Source organism: Streptomyces sp. NPDC030820 (assembly GCF_055572075.1).
The window spans coordinates 1-18,015 of sequence record NZ_JBVIEB010000011.1 but is presented as its reverse complement, the minus strand read 5'-3'; the positions used below and the strand labels follow the sequence as shown (position 1 = coordinate 18,015).

Below are 18,015 nucleotides of genomic sequence, written 5' to 3'. Positions count from 1 at the left end.
GCGTCACGCGGCAACCACGTCCACTGCCTCCGCGGGCGCCTTGATGGTCACCCGTTCCGGTGGCACACCGGTCACCGAGACGGAACCCAGCATCGGACGGACCGGCGTGGGCACGGGCTCGGTGGCCGCGGCGGACTGGGCCAGTTCGGCGAGCGCCAGCTCGTCGCTCACTTCTCGCATGAGTTCCGACATCCGTACGTCCAGCGCGTCGCAGATGGCGGCGAGCAGCTCGGAGGAAGCCTCCTTCTGCCCCCGCTCCACCTCGGAGAGATAGCCGAGTGAGACTCGGGCGGACGAGGAGACTTCGCGCAGAGTACGGCCCTGGCGTTGGCGCTGCCGACGCAGCACGTCACCCAGCAGGCGACGGAGCAGAATCATCGGTGGCTCCCTCCTCGGACCGCGTAGCCGCATCCTTCTCGCCCCACCGTACCGCCTCGCGCTGCGGCCGTGCGGGGAGCGATGTCGTGTTCACTCAGGGCTGCAAACATCAAAACCCCCCGTTCCGTTCCGTATCCTGTGCCCGCTCATTACCGGTCTGTTCGCCCGCCAGCTGCTCGAGGAGCACTGCGAGTACGCTCCGTACACTCTCCATACGAATTTCCGCACGGCTGCCGTTCAACCGCAGGGCTTCCACTTTTCCGCCACCGGCAGAACCAGGGCGATCGGTGAGCGGCCCGTCGACGGCCACGAAGACCGTCCCGACGGGCTTGCCGTCCTGCGGTTCGGGGCCCGCGACTCCGGTGGTCGCGATGCCCCAGTCGGCGCCCAGAACCTTCCGTACGCCGGCTGCCATCTCGCCCGCCACCTGCGGGTCCACCGCTCCTCGCTGCGCCAGCAGGGTGGCGTCGACGCCCAGCAGCTCATGCTTCAGCTCGGTGGCGTAGGCGGTGACCGAACCCCGGAACACCTTGGACGCTCCGGGGACCGAGGTGATCTCCGCCGCCACCAGGCCACCGGTGAGCGACTCGGCGACGGAGAGGGTCTCGCCCCTCACGGTCAGTAGTCGCACCAGTTCGGTGGCCTGCGAGCTCACGCTTCCTTCTCCTCCAACGCCGCAGCGCGCTCGGCGATTCCCCGCCTGCGCAGCACAATGGCTTGTCTTACGTAGTCGAGTCCTGTGACGACGGTGAGGACGACCGCCACGGCCATCACCCAGAACCTCAGCGTGGCCAGCCATCCCGTCAGCGCCAGGATGTACATCCCGACCGCGACCCCCTGGGTGAGGGTCTTGAGCTTGCCGCCGCGGCTGGCCGGGATCACGCCGTAGCGAATGACCAGAAAACGAAGCAGCGTGACGCCGAGTTCCCGGCCGAGGATGACGGCCGTCACCCACCACGGCAGATCGCCCAGGGCCGACAGACAGATCAGCGCCGCCCCCATGATCGCCTTGTCGGCGATGGGGTCGGCGATCTTCCCGAAGTCGGTGACCAGGTTGTAGGTACGCGCCAGATGCCCGTCGAACAGGTCGGTGATCATGGCGATGGCGAAGGCCGCCCAGGCCAGCGAGCGCCAGGCCGGGTCATAGCCGCCGTTCGCCAGCATCAGCGCCACGAAGCCGGGCACCAGGAGCAGCCGGAGCATGGTCAGCAGATTGGCCACGTTCCAGACGCTCGCCTGGTTGACGGCCGCGGCCGCGATCTTCCCGCCGCGCGCGGGCCTGCCGCCACTGTCGGGACCTGGAGCAGAAGCGGAGACCTCGGACCGAGCGCCGTCGGCAGCGGCGGCGGAACTCCGCGCGCCGTGCGCGCCGGAGGAGCCACCCGCGGCGGATGCCGGGACTCCGGTCATCTGCCCGCCTCCTCACTGCACGCGAGCGAGCCGGTCAGCGGCTCGGCCACCAGGTCGACGCCTTCCGTACCAATCACCTTCGCCTCGACCATACGTCCGACGGTCAGGCCCGCGCCGCTCGTGAGCAGAACCTGGCCGTCGGTCTCGGGCGCCTGGTGCGCGGCACGGCCGTAGACGCCCTCTTCCTCGTCGACGGACTCGACCAGGACCTGCACGGTCGCGCCGACGCGCTCCTCGGCGCGCTGCGAGACGAGTTCCTCGGCCAGCCGGGACACCCGGGCCAGGCGCTCGGCCACGATGTCCTCGTCGAGCTTGTTGTCGTAGGTCGCGGCCTCGGTGCCCTCCTCGTCGGAGTAGCCGAAGACACCGATGGCGTCCAGGCGCGCGCCGTTCAGGAAGCGCTCCAGCTCGGCCAGGTCCGCCTCGCTCTCGCCGGGGAAGCCGACGATGAAGTTGGAGCGCACACCGGCCTCGGGCGCCTTGGAGCGGATCGTGTCGAGCAGTTCCAGGAAGCGGTCCGTGTCGCCGAACCGGCGCATGGCGCGCAGCACGCCGGGCGCGGAGTGCTGGAAGGACAGGTCGAAGTACGGGGCGACCTTCGGGGTGGAGGTCAGCACGTCGATCAGACCCGGGCGCATCTCGGCCGGCTGCAGATAGCTCACCCGCAACCGCTCGATGCCGTCGACCTCGGCCAGGTCCGGCAGCAGGGACTCCAGCAGACGGATGTCGCCCAGGTCCTTGCCGTAGGAGGTGTTGTTCTCGGAGACCAGCATGATCTCCTTCACGCCCTGCTCGGCCAGCCATCGCGTCTCGTTCAGCACGTCGCTGGGGCGGCGGGAGATGAAGGAGCCGCGGAAGGACGGGATGGCGCAGAAGGAGCAGCGCCGGTCGCAGCCGGAGGCGAGCTTCACCGAGGCCACCGGGGAGCCGTCGAGGCGGCGGCGCAGGGGCGCGCGGGGGCCGGAGGCGGGCGCCACGCCCTCCGGGAGATCGGCAGGGGCATGCCCGGGCAGGGCGACGGACGCGGCCGATTCCTGGCGCTCGGCCGGGCTGATCGGGAGCAGCTTGCGCCGGTCGCGCGGGGTGTGGGAGGCGTGGACGCCGCCGGACAGAATGGTCTGCAGGCGGTCGGAGATGTTCACGTAGTCGTCGAAGCCGAGCACGCCGTCGGCCTCGGGCAGCGCCTCGGCCAGCTCCTTGCCGTACCGCTCGGCCATGCAGCCCACCGCCACGACGGCCTGGGTTCTCCCATGGTCCTTGAGGTCGTTGGCCTCGAGGAGGGCGTCGACGGAGTCCTTCTTCGCGGCCTCGACGAAGCCACACGTGTTGACCACGGCGACATCGGCGTCCGCGGCGTCCTCGACGAGCTGCCAGCCGTCCGCCTCCAAACGGCCTGCGAGCTCCTCCGAGTCCACCTCGTTACGGGCGCAGCCGAGAGTGACGAGTGCGACGGTACGGCGTTCAGGCATGGGCTCAAGAGTACTTCGTCTCACTGACAGCCCACGTCGACGGGGTTGGCCGATCTTGGCCAACCCCGTCACACACGCTCTGCCCAAGGGCCGCTCAGCCCGCCACCGGGTCGCCCTTCGTGTAGGTGAGGCGCTCCACCTGGCCCGCCTGGAAGTTGTCGTCGATCTTCTTGCCGTTGACGTACAGCTCGATCGCGCCGGCGTCGCCGAGGATCAGGTTGATCTTGGAGCTGTCCTGGAAGGTCTTGGACTCGCCCTTCCTCAGCAGCCCGTCGAAGAGCATCCGGCCGTTGTGGTCCTTGGCCGAGATCCAGCTGCGTCCGTTGGGCGCGCTGATCTGGACGGTCACCTTGTCCTGGGGCGCGGCGGCGATGGCGCTGTCGGAGGGCTCGGTGCTCGGTGCGGCGGGCTTGGCCTTCTTCGGCGTGGGCGAGGCGGACTTGCCCGCCGCGGGCGTGCCGCTACCCCCGGCGACCTGCGACTTCGCGTCGTTGCCCGAGTCGCTGCCCTTGACCGCGGTGAAGCCGACGAAGCCGATCACGACGACGATCGCGGCGACCATGGCGGCGGTCCAGTTCGGCCCGCGCCGCTCCGGCCGGATCCGCTCGGCCTCGAACAGGGGTGCTGCCGGGGTGGGTGCGGGACGGCCGCCGTGCTCGGCGTCGTACTGGGTGATCAGGGGTGCGGGATCGAGATGGACGGCCTTGGCCAGCGTGCGGATGTGCCCGCGGGCGTACACATCGCCGCCACAGGGGGCGAAGTCGTCCGCCTCGATGGCGTGGATGATGGCGATACGGACACGAGTGGCAGTGCTGACGTCGTCCACGGTGAGCCCGGCCGCGATCCGCGCCTGCTGCAGGGCACGGCCCACGGAGACACGGGCTTCCTGGGACTCGTCTTGCAACGGACGCTCGTCTTCAGGGGAGTTGCCGATGGACACGGGGGCGCCTTTCGAGCGTGTAGCCACCTGTGCTGGAAGCTCAGTCTAGGGGGGGTACGAAAGGGTGGGGCAACCGGGCGGTCTGACTTTGCACACCATAGGAATGGCCGGACATTCCTATAGTTCGACAGGCAGGTACCCCATCGTGGGACGCCTATCTGTCCTTTCGCTCAACTGGACGTACGACAAAGGGAAACGGTTGCTCGCCGCTCCCTAACGGGTGGATCACGGACGATGCCGCCACCCGGCGTAACCGGCGTCCGCCGGACGGCCCTTCGCCCTACTCCCCAGACTCCCCGCGGATCAGGGCGAGCACGCCGTCCAGCTCATCAGGCTTCACGAGAACGTCACGTGCCTTGGATCCCTCGCTCGGGCCCACGACGCCCCGGGACTCCATGAGGTCCATGAGCCGCCCGGCCTTGGCGAAGCCGACACGCAGCTTGCGCTGGAGCATGGAGGTCGACCCGAACTGGGTGGAGACGACCAGCTCGGCCGCCTGGCACAGCAGGTCCAGGTCGTCGCCGATGTCCTCGTCGATCTCCTTCTTCTGCTTGCTGCCGACCGTGACGTCGTCCCGGAAGACCGGCGCCATCTGGTCCTTGCAGTGCTGTACGACGGCCGCGACCTCCGCCTCGGTGACGAACGCGCCCTGCATACGGGTCGGCTTGTTCGCGCCCATCGGCAGGAACAGGCCGTCGCCCTTGCCGATCAGCTTCTCGGCGCCGGGCTGGTCCAGGATGACCCGGGAGTCGGCGAGCGAGGAGGTGGCGAAGGCGAGCCGGGAGGGCACGTTGGCCTTGATCAGACCGGTGACCACGTCGACCGACGGACGCTGGGTGGCGAGCACCAGATGGATGCCGGCCGCGCGCGCGAGCTGGGTGATGCGCACGATCGCGTCCTCGACGTCGCGCGGGGCGACCATCATCAGGTCGGCCAGCTCGTCCACGATCACCAGCAGGTACGGGTACGGCTGCAGCTCGCGCTCGCTGCCCTCCGGCGGCTTGACCTTGCCGTCGCGGACGGCCTGGTTGAAGTCGTCGATGTGCCGGTAGCCGTAGGCCGCCAGGTCGTCGTAGCGCAGGTCCATCTCGCGTACGACCCACTGCAGCGCCTCGGCGGCCCGCTTGGGGTTGGTGATGATCGGCGTGATCAGATGCGGGATGCCCTCGTAGGCGGTCAGTTCCACCCGCTTGGGGTCGACCAGGATCATCCGGACGTCCTCCGGGGTCGCCCGCATCATGACCGAGGTGATCAGACAGTTGATGCAGGACGACTTGCCGGAACCGGTCGCACCGGCGACCAGCATGTGCGGCATCTTCGCCAGCGAGTGCATCACGTACCCGCCCTCGACGTCCTTGCCGAAGGCGACGAGCATCGGGTCGTCGTCCTCGGCGGACTCCGCGAGGCGCAGCACGTCGCCGAGGTTGACCATCTCCCGGTCGGTGTTCGGGATCTCGATGCCGACCGCGGACTTGCCGGGGATGGGGCTGATGATCCTGACGTCCGGGCTGGCGACGGCGTACGCGATGTTCTTGGTCAGCGCGGTGATCCGCTCGACCTTCACGGCGGGGCCGAGTTCGACCTCGTAGCGGGTGACCGTCGGGCCGCGGGTGAAGCCGGTGACGGCCGCGTCGACCTTGAACTCGGTGAAGACCTGGGTGAGCGAGGCGACGACGGCGTCGTTGGCCTCGCTGCGCGCTTTGCCGGGACCACCGCGCGTCAGGAGGTCCAGCGACGGCAGCGCGTAGGTGATGTCCCCGGAGAGCTGGAGCTGCTCCGCGCGCGGCGGCAGGTCGCGCGGCTCCTCGGGGGCCTTCTTGGTCAGGTCGGGGACGATCCCGGCCGTGAGCTTCTCCTGCTTGGGGCGCGCGGCCGGGACCGGCGCGGGGGCGGGCGCGGGGGTCGGCGCCGGGGTGGGCACCGGCGTGGTCTCCTCACGGTCGCCCACGCTGACGCCCAGGGTGAGGTCCGCGACCAGCGGGGAGGGCGGCATGCCGTGCAGCACCGCGCCGTCGAGCGCCGCGGCGGCGGCCGCCGCGACGTCCACGGCGTCCATCCGGCGCTGTGGATCCGGCTGGGGCACCGCGGAGCGCCTGGGGCGGCCACGGCGCCGCGAGAGGGCCTCCTCCTCGGCGCTTTCGGGGTCGTACGCCTGGGGGGCGGACGAGCGCTTGCGGGAGCGCGCGGGCAGCGCCTCGCGCCACTGTTCGTCGTAGCGCTCGTCGTCCTCGGTGAACTCCTCCGCCTCGTGGTCGTGCAGCACTCCCAGGCGTACGCCGAGCGCCCGCAGCCGCTGCGGGATGGCGTTGACCGGGGTGGCGGTCACCACGAGCAGCCCGAAGATCGTCAGCAGCACCAGCAGCGGTACGGCGAGCGCGTCGCTCATGGAGTACGTCAGCGGGGTGGCCGCCGCCCAGCCGATGAGGCCGCCGGCGTCCCTTATGGCCTGCATGCCGTCGCTGCGGGCGGGCGAGCCGCAGGCGATGTGGACCTGCCCGAGCACGCCGATGACGAGGGCGGACAGGCCGATCACGATCCGCCCGTTGGCCTCGGGCTGCTCCGGGTGCCGGACGAGCCGTACGGCGATCACCGCGAGCAGGATCGGCACCAGCAGGTCCAGTCGGCCGAAGGCACCGGTGACGAGGATCTCCACGAGGTCGCCGACCGGGCCCTTCAGGTCGGCCCAGGTGCCGGCGGCGACGATCAGTGCGATGCCGAACAGCAGCAGCGCGATGCCGTCCTTGCGGTGGGCCGGATCGAGGTTCCGCGCGCCCTGCCCTATGCCGCGGAAGACGGCGCCGACGGCGTGCGCGAGGCCCAGCCAGAGGGCGCGCACGAGTCGGTACACGCCCCCGGTGGGGCTGGGCGCCGGCTTCGGCGGCGCGGCCTTTCTGGCCGGGGCCTTCTTGGCGGGCGCCTTCTTGGCCGGAGCCTTCTTCGCTGCGGCCTTCTTCGCCGGAGCCTTCGCGGGAGCAGCCGCCTTCCTGGCGGTCTGCTTCTTGGCTGCGGAGGGACGTGAGGCCATGGGTGTGAGGTTACCGGGGGAGACGACAGCGGACACGTGTGCCCACAGCTTCACCCGTTCGTGTCGCCCTTGTCGACGACCGGAACTGACGCACGCTCATGGGCAACCGCCGCCTGGGTGTATGTCAGTTCTGTGCCGGCACCGACGAGCCGCCGGGGCCGGCGCCCGGCTCCAGGGCGTCGAGCGCGCGCCGCAACCCGGTGAGTTTGCGCTCCAGATGGGCCGCCGTGGCCACCGCGGCCGCGTCCGCCGAATCGTCGTCCAACTGCTTGGACAGCGCCTCGGCCTGCTCCTCCACGGCCGCGAGCCGCGCGGACAGCTCGGCGAGCAGCCCGGCGGACTCCTTGCCGCCGACCATGCCCTTGCCGCCGCCCTCCAACTGCAGCCGCAGCAGCGCAGCCTGCTCCCGCAGCTGGCAGTTCTTCATGTACAGCTCGACGAACACCGAGACCTTCGCGCGCAGCACCCACGGGTCGAAGGGCTTGGAGATGTAGTCGACCGCGCCCGCCGCATAGCCCCGGAAGGTGTGGTGCGGGCCGTGGTTGATCGCCGTGAGGAAGATGATCGGGATGTCCCGGGTCCGCTCGCGCCGCTTGATGTGCGCGGCGGTCTCGAACCCGTCCATGCCCGGCATCTGGACGTCCAGCAGAATGACCGCGAAATCGTCCGTGAGCAGTGCCTTGAGCGCTTCCTCCCCGGACGATGCCCGCACCAGCGTCTGATCGAGCGCCGAGAGGATCGCCTCCAGCGCCAGCAGATTCTCCGGCCGGTCATCGACCAGGAGGATCTTGGCCTTCTGCACCATGGCCCGCCCTCCTCGCCCCGGCGGTACACCGGGCGCCGCCCCAGGGGACGACTCCCTTTCGCCGCCCGTCCTTGTGCCGGTCATCGTAGCCGCACCCCGCCCGTCGCCACACCCTGTCACCGCGATGTCACTGTGCACATAGCGGAAACGCGGCACGGGTCGGCATGGTTCCCGGAATCCCGCATTCCCATACGTTCGCAGGCCACCCTAAGCCGTACCTTCGCCCTCACCTCTAGTGGACAACTCCCGACCCACGCCAAGGGTTCCCCGGGTGTTCACATCCCGGTGCGCCGATCTCGTCACTTCCCACCCATCCACTGCTGCATCACGGCCAGCAGATGATCCGGGTCGACCGGCTTGGTCACATAGTCGGAGGCACCGGACTCGATCGCCTTCTCCCGGTCGCCCTTCATCGCCTTCGCGGTCAGCGCGATGATCGGCAGCCCGGCGAACTGCGGCATCCTGCGGATCGCCGTGGTCGTCGCGTACCCGTCCATCTCCGGCATCATGATGTCCATCAGCACGACCGCCACGTCGTCGTGCTGCTCCAGCACCTCGATGCCCTCGCGGCCGTTCTCGGCGTACAGCACCGACAGACCGTGCTGCTCCAGGACGCTGGTCAGGGCGAACACATTGCGGATGTCGTCGTCGACGATCAGCACCTTCTCGCCGCCGAACCGCACCCCGCGCGCGGACTGCGGCCCGCTGTCCTGCTCGGGCACCGTCGACCACGGCTCGGGCCGCAGCTCGCCCTGCGGCAGACCCCGGCGCCGGCGCCGGAAGAGCGCCGCGGGACCGTTCTGCGTCTCCCGGTACGACTTCACCTCGGCCGGGGTCTCGATCTCCACGGCGGACAGCTCGGAGGACCGCTCGGCCTCGGAGGCCAGCAGCTCGCCCGCCTCCAGCGGGGGCACCGACTGCTGGTAGCCCTGCGGCGGCAGCTCGCTCGGGTGCAGCGGCAGGTACAGCGTGAACGTCGAGCCACGCCCCGGTTCGCTCTGCGCGTGGATCTCACCGCCGAGCAGCTGCGCGATCTCCCGGGAGATCGACAGGCCGAGGCCGGTGCCGCCGTACTTGCGGCTGGTCGTGCCGTCCGCCTGCTTGAACGCCTCGAAGATCACCCGCATCTTGCTGGCCGCGATGCCGATGCCGGTGTCCGTCACCGAGAACGCGATCAGCGGTCCGTCCGGATCGGTCAGCGAGCCGGCCTCCAGCAGCTGCTCGCGGATGCCCACCGGAACGTCGGCGCCGGCCGGCCTGATCACCAGCTCCACCGACCCGGAGTCGGTGAACTTCACCGCGTTCGACAGCAGGTTGCGCAGCACCTGCAGCAGCCTCTGCTCGTCGGTGTGCAGGGTGGCGGGCAGCTCCGGGGAGACCCGTACGGACAGGTCCAGGCCCTTCTCCGCGGTCAGCGGCCGGAAGGTGGCCTCCACGTAGTCCACGAGCTGCACGAGCGCGATGCGCGTCGGGGAGACGTCCATCTTGCCCGCCTCGACCTTCGACAGGTCGAGGATGTCGTTGATCAGCTGGAGCAGGTCCGAGCCGGCGCCGTGGATGGTCTCGGCGAACTCCACCTGCTTCGGCGAGAGGTTGCCCTCGGCGTTGTCGGCGAGCAACTTGGCCAGAATCAGCAGCGAGTTGAGCGGCGTACGCAGCTCGTGCGACATGTTGGCGAGGAACTCGCTCTTGTAGCGCATCGACACCGCGAGCTGCTCGGCGCGCTCCTCAAGGACCTGCCGGGCCTCCTCGATCTCGGTGTTCTTCACCTCGATGTCGCGGTTCTGCCGGGCCAGCAGCTCGGCCTTCTCCTCCAGTTCGGCGTTGGAGGCCTGCAGCGCCTTCTGCCGGTTCTCCAACTCGGCCGACCGCTCGCGGAGTTGCTCGGTCAGTTCCTGCGACTGCTTCAGCAGCTGCTCGGTCTTGGTGTTGACCGAGATGGTGTTGACGCTCGTCGCGATCATCTCGGCGATCTGGTTGAGGAAGTCCTTCTGGATCTGCGTGAACGGCGTGAAGGAGGCGAGCTCGATCACACCGAGCACATTGCCCTCGAACAGCACCGGCAGCACGATCACCTGCGCCGGCGGGGCCTCGCCGAGGCCGGAGGAGATCTTCAGATAGCCGCTGGGCGCGTTCTCCACCAGGATCGTGCGCTTCTCCTGGGCGGCCGTGCCGACCAGCGCCTCACCGGGCCGGAACGACGTCGGCATGGAGCCCATCGAGTAGCCGTACGAGCCGAGCATCCGCAGCTCGTAGTTGTCCTCGCCGTCGCCGGCGTCCTTGCCCTCCATGAGCGGCATCGTCAGGAAGAACGCGCCGTGCTGCGCGGAGACGACCGGCGTCAGCTCGCTCATGATCAGCGAGGCCACGTCCTCCAGGTCCCGGCGGCCCTGCATGAGGCCGGAGATACGGGCCAGGTTGCCCTTGAGCCAGTCCTGCTCCTTGTTGGCGATCGTGGTGTCGCGCAGGTTGGCGATCATCTTGTTGATGTAGTCCTGCAGCTCCTGGATCTCGCCGGACGCGTCGACGTCGATCTTCAGGTTCAGGTCGCCTCGGGTCACCGCGGTCGCCACGCGCGCGATGGCACGCACCTGCCGGGTCAGGTTCCCGGCCATCTCGTTCACCGACTCGGTCAGGTCCCGCCAGGTGCCGTCGACGTCACGCACGCGTGCCTGGCCGCCGAGCTGTCCCTCCGTGCCCACCTCGCGGGCCACGCGCGTGACCTCCTCGGCGAAGCTGGACAGCTGATCAACCATGGTGTTGATCGTCGTCTTCAGTTCAAGGATCTCGCCGCGCGCGTCAATGTCGATCTTCTTCGTCAGGTCACCCTTGGCGATGGCCGTGGTGACCATGGCGATGTTCCGCACCTGACCGGTCAGGTTGGACGCCATCTGGTTCACGGACTCGGTCAGGTCCTTCCAGGTGCCGGCCACACCCGGTACGTGCGCCTGGCCACCCAGGATGCCGTCCGTGCCCACCTCGCGGGCCACCTTGGTGACCTGGTCGGCGAACGAACTCAGCGTCTTCACCATGATGTTGATCGTGTCGGCGAGCTGCGCGACCTCACCGCGCGCCTCGATCGTCACCTGCCGCGTCAGGTCGCCGTTGGCGACCGCCGAGGCGACCTGGGAGATGTTCCGCACCTGCATGGTCAGGTTGTTGGCCATGAGGTTGACGTTGTTGCTGAGGTCCTTCCAGATACCGGTGACACCCGGCACGGTTGCCTGGCCGCCCAGGATGCCCTCGGTACCCACCTCACGGGCCACCCGGGTCACCTGCTCGGCGAAACTGGACAGCTGATCAACCATCGTGTTGACCGTCGTGACGAGCTCAAGAATCTCGCCCTTCGCGTCAACGGTGATCTTCTTCGACAGGTCGCCCTTGGCGACCGCGGTCGTGACCTCGGCGATGTTGCGCACCTGGATCGTCAGGTTGTTCGCCATGAAGTTCACGGACTGCGTGAGGTCCTTCCAGGTCCCGGAGACCCCCTGCACCTCGGCCTGACCGCCGAGGATGCCCTCCGTACCCACCTCACGGGCCACTCGCGTGACCTCCTGGGCGAACGACGACAGCTGGTCCACCATCGTGTTCAGCGTGTTCTTCAGCTCCAGGATCTCCCCGCGCGCGTCCACGGTGATCTTCTGGGAGAGGTCACCGCGCGCCACGGCCGTCGCGACCTGCGCGATGTTGCGCACCTGGGCCGTCAGGTTGCCGGCCATGCCGTTCACCGAGTCGGTCAGGTCCCGCCAGACGCCGGCCACACCGGGCACCTGCGCCTGACCGCCGAGGCGGCCCTCGGTACCCACGTCCCGCGCCACCCGGGTCACCTGGTCGGCGAAGGCGGACAGCTGATCAACCATCGTGTTGATCGTGTTCTTCAGCTCAAGAATCTCACCGCGCGCGTCGACGTCGATCTTCTGCGACAGGTCACCGCGCGCCACGGCCGTCGTCACCTGGGCGATCTGCCGCACCTGCGAGGTCAGGTTGCCGGCCATGAAGTTGACGGAGTCCGTCAACTCCTTCCACGTGCCCGACACGCCGTCCACCCGGGCCTGACCGCCCAGCCGGCCCTCCGTACCCACGTCCCGGGCCATCCGCGTGACCTGGTCGGCGAAGCTCGACAGCTGGTCCACCATCGTGTTGACGGTGTTCTTCAGCTTCAGCATCTCGCCGGAGACGTCCACGGTGACCTTCTGCGACAGGTCGCCGTTGGCCACCGCCGTCGTCACCTGGGCGATGTTGCGCACCTGGCCGGTCAGGTTCCGGAACGCGGTGTTGACGGAGTCCGTCAGGTCCTTCCAGGCACCGGCCGCCCCCGGCACCTGCGCCTGACCGCCCAGCTCACCCTCGACACCGATCTCCCGCGCGACCCGCGTCACCTCGGCACCGAACGCCGACAGCTGGTCCACCATCCCGTTGACGGTGTTCTTCAGCTCCAGCATCTCGCCGGCCACGTCGACCGTGACCTTCTGCGACAGATCACCGCTGGCCACGGCCGTCGTCACGGTGGCGATGTCCCGCACCTGGGTGGTCAGGTTCCGGAAGACGGTGTTGACGGAGTCCGTCAGGTCCTTCCACGTACCGGCGGCGCCCGGCACGTTCGCCTGCCCGCCGAGCCGGCCCTCCGCGCCGACCTCGTTCGCCACGCGCGTGACCTCGTCCGCGAAGATCCGCAGCGTCTCGGTCATCTGGTTGATCGTCTCGGCGAGCTGCGCCACCTCACCGCGCGCCGGAACCGTCACCTTCTGCGACAGGTCGCCACTGGCGACGGCCGTCGTGACCTGGGAGATCCCGCGGACCTGTGCGGTCAGGTTGCCCGCCATCGTGTTGACGGAGTCGGTCAGCTCCTTCCACACCCCGGCCACGCCCGGCACCTGCGCCTGACCGCCCAGGATGCCCTCGGTGCCCACCTCACGGGCGACCCGGGTCACCTCCACGGAGAAGGACGACAGCTGCTCCACCATCGTGTTGACGGTGTTCTTCAGCTCCAGCATCTCGCCGGCGACCTGCACGGTCACCTTGCGTGACAGGTCACCCCGGGCGACCGCCGTCGTCACCAGCGCGATGTCGCGCACCTGGGCGGTCAGCTGCCGCGCCATGGTGTTGACGGACTCCGTCAGGTCCTTCCACGAACCGGACATACCGCGCACCCGGGCCTGACCGCCGAGCTTGCCCTCGGTGCCGACCTCGCTGGCCACGCGCGTGACCTCGTCCGTGAACGTCGACAGCTGGTCGACCAGGTTGTTGACGGTACGGCCGACCTTCAGGAACTCGCCCCGCAACGGGTGCCCGGTGCCGCCGTCCAGTGCCTGGGTCCGCAGCTCCATCCGCGGTGACAGATCGCCTTCGGCGACCGCGGTGAGCACCCGGCCGACCTCCGAAACCGGCCATACGAGATCGTCGACGAGCGCGTTGGAGGCGTCGATCGCGGACGCCCAGGAGCCCTCGCAGGCCCCCTTCTCCAGCCGCTCGGTGAGCTTGCCCTCACGGCCCACCATGCGCCGCACCCGGGACAGCTCACCGGTCAGATGCAGGTTCCGGTCGGCCACCTCGTTGAAGACGGCCGCAATCTCCGACATCACGCCGTCCCCGGAGACCGTGAGCCGCTTGCGGAAGTTCCCGTCACGCATCGAGACGAGAGCCGCCAGCAGACGGTTCAGGGCAGCCGTGTCCACGGCGGTGGTCTCGCCGCGCCTGCCCAGGGACGGTCCGCCTTTCGCGCGCGTCTTCGTGCCACGCGTCGCCGCGCCAGACTCCACTGTGTCCCTCCCGGAGGGGTAGACCGTTACTGCTGTGCTCGGCCGCTTCGGCCCGGCCTGCCGGTTTCGGCATACCGGTTACTTCGGCGTACCGGTTACTGCTGCGTATTTCTGCCAGACGAGATCCGGCCACACCAGAGGCTGCTGCCCGCCGTACACGGAACACACGCAGGCTGACCCGACCTTCATCAGAAGCTTGCCCAGTGTTTCACCCCGGCCCAACCAGGCCATAACAGTTCGGCAGCTTCGCACATCGTCCGCACACCATGGGGGGTAAACACCGGCGACCGGCATCCGCTCGGACGGCGAAGGTAAGTAACCTTGCATGCGGCTGTCCAGCCGCACCGGTCCGACCGGCTTGGGCGGTGGGACGAGAACGAGCGGGCATCGGAGGGGCGGCCGCAGACCATGACCACCGGAGTCATCCCCGGGGGACAGCCCCCGGAGCCACAGCCGACGGGCGAGCTGATGCCGCAGCAGCGGCGCGAGCCCGCCGGCCACGCAGCCCTGCACGTAGACAACCGGCCGAGGAGTTCTGTGATCACCGCGCGCGCGGCCGCCACCTTCGAGCCCGTGGGGCGATCGGTTGCGACCGCCCGGTCCTTCGTCCGCGACACCCTCCAGGGCTGGGGCTTCGCCGACATCGTCGACGACGCCGTGGTCCTGACCAGCGAGCTGGTGACCAACGCGGTCGTCCACGCGGGCACGCACGCGGACGTCCTGTGTCTGCGCACCGAGGACGGCGTGCGCATCGAGGTCTCGGACCGCTACCCCGAGCGTGAGGTCCCCCTCCAGAACGCCGCCGCCACCATGGGCAGCCCCGACCGGGAGGGCGGCCGCGGCCTGCAACTGTGCGCGGCCCTGGCCACCCGCTGGGGCGTCGACTACACGCCCACCCACAAGAACGTCTGGTTCCAGCTCAACCTCCCCGAACGCCCCGTCGGCACCCGCACCGCGGGCCCGTCCCTCCCCGCCGACCTGCTCCCGCTGGCCGACAGCCGGGTCCGCGTCGCGGTCCTCCAGGTGGACCGCAAGGGCTCGATCACTTCCTGGAACGAGGACGCCGAAGAACTGTTCGGATATCCGGCCGCCGAGGTCGTCGGCAAGCCCCTCACCGAACTGGCGGCCTGGCCGCACACCCCGGGCACCAGCACCGGCGTGGCCGAGGCCCTGCAGCTCTCCCGCTGGGAGGGCAGCTACGGCATCCGCGGCGCCGACGGCCGCGTGGCCTCGGTCTACGCCTCCCACCTCAGGGTCCGCGACACCGGTGGCGAACCGTCCACCGTCTGCCTCCTGGTCCGCGACCACGAACGCGCGGTGCTCCAGACTCCCCCGCGCGTCCCGGCGGGCGACCAGTCCCCGTCCTCCGACGGCCAGGGCACCGACCCCTTCGAGGTCTTCATCGGCTCCCCCGCCCCGGACGACCTCGACGGCCTCCTCCAGCGCACGGTGGAGCGCGCCCGCGACATGCTCGACGGCGACTCCGCGTTCCTGCTGCTGGCCACCGACGACGAGACCGAGCTGGAGGTCCGCGCCTCCACCGGCCTGCCCTCCGCCCGCCAGCGCTTCGCGCGCGTGCCCGTCGAGGCCGGCCCCGGCCGCTACGGCTCCGCGCGCATGCCGGCCGTCCACGACGACCTCACGTCCGTCCCCGGCGCCGTACCGCTGCTCGCCGGCACCGGGATGCGCTCGGTCGTCACGGTCCCGCTGAAGGTCGAGGGCCGCCTCACCGGCTCGCTCGGCGTCGCGGCCGAGGCACCGGGCCGGTACTCCAACGAGGAGGCGCTGCGCCTGCAGTTCGCCGCCGACCGGATCGCCCTGGCCGTCGAGTCGGCCCGCCTCGGCGAGCTGGAACGCCTGCGCCGCGGCTCCCTGAGCTTCCTCGTCGAGGCCTCCGACCTGCTGGCGGGCACCCTGGACCGCGACCAGACGCTGGCCCTGATGGCCCAGATGACGGTCCCCACACTGGCCACCTGGTGCGCCGTCTATACGATCGCCGACCAGGCCTCCGAGCCGTACCTGTCGTACGTCCTGCACGAGGACGAGGAACTCATCGACGGCATCAAGTCGTTGCTGTCAAAGGTCCCGCCGCCGGACCCGGTACCGACCCCCGGCGCCCGCGTATGGTCCGTCCCAGGGGAGGTGGCGCACCAGGCGGCCCTGCGCACCTCCATGCGCAGCCTGGGCCTGTCCGGCGGCCCCACGCACCGGGTCAGCGCGGGCATCGGCCCCACCCTCGCCACGGCCTCCGCCGTCGGCGGCGAGACGGTCGTCCTGCCGCTCGTCGCGCGCAACCGCGTCATCGGCATGCTGACCCTCGGCAAGCCCACGGACGAACACTTCCGCCAGGAAATCCTGGAACTGGCCGAGGACCTGTCCCGCCGGGCCGCACTCGCCCTGGACAACGCCCGCCTGTACTCGGAGCGCACGGCCATCAGCCAGTCCCTCCAGCGCAGCCTGCTCCCGCCGGGCCTGCCGCAGATCGACGGCGTCGAGGTCGAGGTCATCTACCGCGCCGCCGGAGAGGGCAACGAGGTCGGCGGCGACTTCTACGACCTCTTCCCGATCGGCAACGGCGCCTACGGCTTCGCCATCGGCGACGTCTGCGGTACGGGCCCCAACGCGGCGGCGGTCACCGGCCTCGCCCGGCATGCCCTGCGCCTCCTGGCCCGCGAGGGCCTGTCCGGGCCGGCGGTCCTGCAGCGCCTGAACTCCGCGATCCTCGACGAGGGCGACCGCAGCCGCTTCCTGACGCTCCTCTACGGCGAGATGCGCCCGCAGGAGGACGGCAGCGCCGAGCTGAAGGTGGTCTGCGCCGGCCACCCGCTCCCGCTGCGCCTGCGCCAGGACGGCACGGTGACGCCGGCCGCCGAACCGCAGCCGCTGCTGGGCGTGATCGAGGACCTGGAGCTGCACGAGGAGACCGTCACCCTCGACCCCGGTGACGTGCTTCTCTGCGTCACGGACGGCGTCACCGAACGCCGTGAGGGCACGCGCATGCTGGGCGACGACGGCCTCGCCGACGTCCTCACGACCTGCACGGGTCTGACGGCGGGCGCGGTCGCCGCACGCATCATGCGCGCGGTGGAACGCTTCGCGTCGGACGCCCCGTCGGACGACATGGCGATCCTGGCGATGCGCGTCCCGGGAATCCACAAGGACGCATGAGAAAGACCCCGCCCGGAAGGGCGGGGTCTTTTCACTGAGCCCCCAAACGGAATCGAACCGTTGACCTTCTCCTTACCATGGAGACGCTCTGCCGACTGAGCTATAGGGGCCTGTCGTTTTCGAGGTTTCCCTCGCGGCGACGAAGAAACTCTACCCCGAGCAGGCCCGAGTTCCCAAATTCGTTCGGAACCCGCTCAGTAGGCAGGCTGCAGCAGTCCACCGAGCGCGTTGCACGCGGACACGATCCGCTGCATCTCCCGCTTGGTGAGCGAGGCGTCCACCGGCAGCGTCAGCGTCTCGTCGGCGGCCAGCTCGGTTTCCGGCAGGGACACGCACCGACGGAACTCCGGCAGCCGGTGCACGGGTGTCTTGACCGGCACTCGGCACTCAACGCCCTTGGCCCGCAAGGCCATCGCGAAGGCATCCCGGTCCGGCCGGCCGTTCCCCGGCACCCGCACGACGTACTGCTGATAGGTGTGCCCGTCGCCGCCGTCCGGAGTCCGCACGCCCTTGAGCTTGCCGTCGAGGTAGGCGGCCCGCTGTCTGCGCTGCGCTATCTCGTCGTACGGCGCCTCGGACTCGCCCTGCTCCAGCACCAGAAGACCGTGCCGCTGCCCGAGCCCGTGCAACCGCCGTACATCGGCCGACCGTCCGAAGCGGTGCACGACAACGACCGCTGCAGTACGCGGAGTTACGGCTGCTTCGACGGCGCCGGGGTCGAGGCAGTAGGTCACCGGGTCTATGTCGGCGAACACCGGGAGCCCACCGGCCAGGGTCACGGCCTCGGCGACCTCGACGTTCCCGAAGGCAGGTATGACGACCTCGTCACCGACGCCGACGCCGGCGGCCCTGAGCATCGCAGCAGTTCCCATGTACTGGATGCTGGGCGCGTAGGGTGAACGACACGTTAAGCAAAACGTAAAAAGGTCGGACCCCGAACCGAAGTTCAGGATCCGACCTTCTTATAAGAATTGTTCGGCGGCGTCCTACTCTCCCACAGGGTCCCCCCTGCAGTACCATCGGCGCTGTGAGGCTTAGCTTCCGGGTTCGGAATGTAACCG

Annotated in this window: 10 protein-coding genes, 1 tRNA gene and 1 rRNA gene; 1 reads left to right on the top strand and 11 read right to left on the bottom strand. The window is 69.6% G+C overall.

Going from position 1 to position 18,015, the window contains the following annotated elements:
* Positions 1–3: 3 nt before the first annotated feature.
* From ACZ418_RS28355 to ACZ418_RS28320, 8 genes are all read right to left on the bottom strand, one after another.
* The gene (locus ACZ418_RS28355; RefSeq protein ID WP_053666341.1) at positions 4–378 is read right to left on the bottom strand and encodes a helix-turn-helix domain-containing protein; all 375 of its coding nucleotides are present in this window, start codon (positions 376–378) and stop codon (positions 4–6) included.
* Between the two features lie 109 nt (positions 379–487).
* Entirely contained in the window at positions 488–1,033 is a 546-nt protein-coding gene (locus ACZ418_RS28350) for a CinA family protein (RefSeq protein WP_468368382.1), read from the bottom strand.
* On the bottom strand, positions 1,030–1,788 hold the full coding sequence (gene pgsA / locus ACZ418_RS28345) for a CDP-diacylglycerol--glycerol-3-phosphate 3-phosphatidyltransferase (protein WP_468368379.1): 759 nt from the start codon (positions 1,786–1,788) through the stop codon (positions 1,030–1,032). The genes ACZ418_RS28350 and pgsA overlap by 4 nt, the downstream gene beginning before the upstream one ends.
* Complete coding sequence (gene rimO, locus ACZ418_RS28340; RefSeq protein ID WP_468368376.1) at positions 1,785–3,257, bottom strand: 30S ribosomal protein S12 methylthiotransferase RimO; 1,473 nt, start codon at positions 3,255–3,257, stop codon at positions 1,785–1,787. Before rimO ends, pgsA begins: the two co-directional genes overlap by 4 nt.
* Before the next feature lie 94 nt (positions 3,258–3,351).
* Positions 3,352–4,197 carry a helix-turn-helix domain-containing protein gene (locus ACZ418_RS28335; protein ID WP_468368373.1) on the bottom strand — a complete coding sequence of 282 codons (846 nt, stop codon included), beginning with the start codon at positions 4,195–4,197 and terminating at the stop codon, positions 3,352–3,354.
* A gap of 280 nt (positions 4,198–4,477) precedes the next feature.
* Positions 4,478–7,222, bottom strand: coding sequence for a DNA translocase FtsK (locus tag ACZ418_RS28330; RefSeq protein ID WP_468368371.1), 2,745 nt, complete (start codon positions 7,220–7,222; stop codon positions 4,478–4,480).
* A gap of 124 nt (positions 7,223–7,346) precedes the next feature.
* Positions 7,347–8,027 carry a response regulator gene (locus ACZ418_RS28325; protein WP_468368369.1) on the bottom strand — a complete coding sequence of 227 codons (681 nt, stop codon included), beginning with the start codon at positions 8,025–8,027 and terminating at the stop codon, positions 7,347–7,349.
* Positions 8,028–8,326: 299 nt separating this feature from the next.
* Complete coding sequence (locus ACZ418_RS28320; protein WP_468368366.1) at positions 8,327–13,786, bottom strand: HAMP domain-containing protein; 5,460 nt, start codon at positions 13,784–13,786, stop codon at positions 8,327–8,329.
* Positions 13,787–14,194: 408 nt separating this feature from the next.
* Between ACZ418_RS28320 and ACZ418_RS28315 the strand changes: the two genes are divergently transcribed.
* Positions 14,195–16,954, top strand: a complete 2,760-nt coding sequence (locus ACZ418_RS28315; RefSeq protein WP_468368363.1) for a SpoIIE family protein phosphatase — start codon at positions 14,195–14,197, stop codon at positions 16,952–16,954.
* Positions 16,955–16,991: 37 nt separating this feature from the next.
* Here ACZ418_RS28315 and ACZ418_RS28310 read toward each other — a convergent pair.
* The 3 genes from ACZ418_RS28310 to rrf all read right to left on the bottom strand — a co-directional run.
* Positions 16,992–17,064: transfer RNA gene (locus ACZ418_RS28310), tRNA-Thr, on the bottom strand.
* An 84-nt stretch (positions 17,065–17,148) separates the two neighbouring features.
* Positions 17,149–17,811, bottom strand: a complete 663-nt coding sequence (locus ACZ418_RS28305; protein ID WP_468368932.1) for a DegT/DnrJ/EryC1/StrS family aminotransferase — start codon at positions 17,809–17,811, stop codon at positions 17,149–17,151.
* A 116-nt stretch (positions 17,812–17,927) separates the two neighbouring features.
* A 5S ribosomal RNA gene (gene rrf, locus ACZ418_RS28300) occupies positions 17,928–18,015 on the bottom strand; the annotation flags it as partial.

Excerpts from the sequence above, each read along its gene's own strand:
- ACZ418_RS28355 (WP_053666341.1), bottom strand. The coding sequence starts at position 378 with ATGATTCTGCTCCGTCGCCTGCTGGGTGACGTGCTGCGTCGGCAGCGC.
- pgsA (WP_468368379.1), bottom strand. The coding sequence starts at position 1,788 with ATGACCGGAGTCCCGGCATCCGCCGCGGGTGGCTCCTCCGGCGCGCAC.
- rimO (WP_468368376.1), bottom strand. The coding sequence starts at position 3,257 with ATGCCTGAACGCCGTACCGTCGCACTCGTCACTCTCGGCTGCGCCCGT.
- ACZ418_RS28330 (WP_468368371.1), bottom strand. The coding sequence starts at position 7,222 with ATGGCCTCACGTCCCTCCGCAGCCAAGAAGCAGACCGCCAGGAAGGCG.
- ACZ418_RS28325 (WP_468368369.1), bottom strand. The coding sequence starts at position 8,027 with ATGGTGCAGAAGGCCAAGATCCTCCTGGTCGATGACCGGCCGGAGAAT.
- ACZ418_RS28315 (WP_468368363.1), top strand. The coding sequence starts at position 14,195 with ATGACCACCGGAGTCATCCCCGGGGGACAGCCCCCGGAGCCACAGCCG.
- ACZ418_RS28305 (WP_468368932.1), bottom strand. The coding sequence starts at position 17,811 with ATGCTCAGGGCCGCCGGCGTCGGCGTCGGTGACGAGGTCGTCATACCT.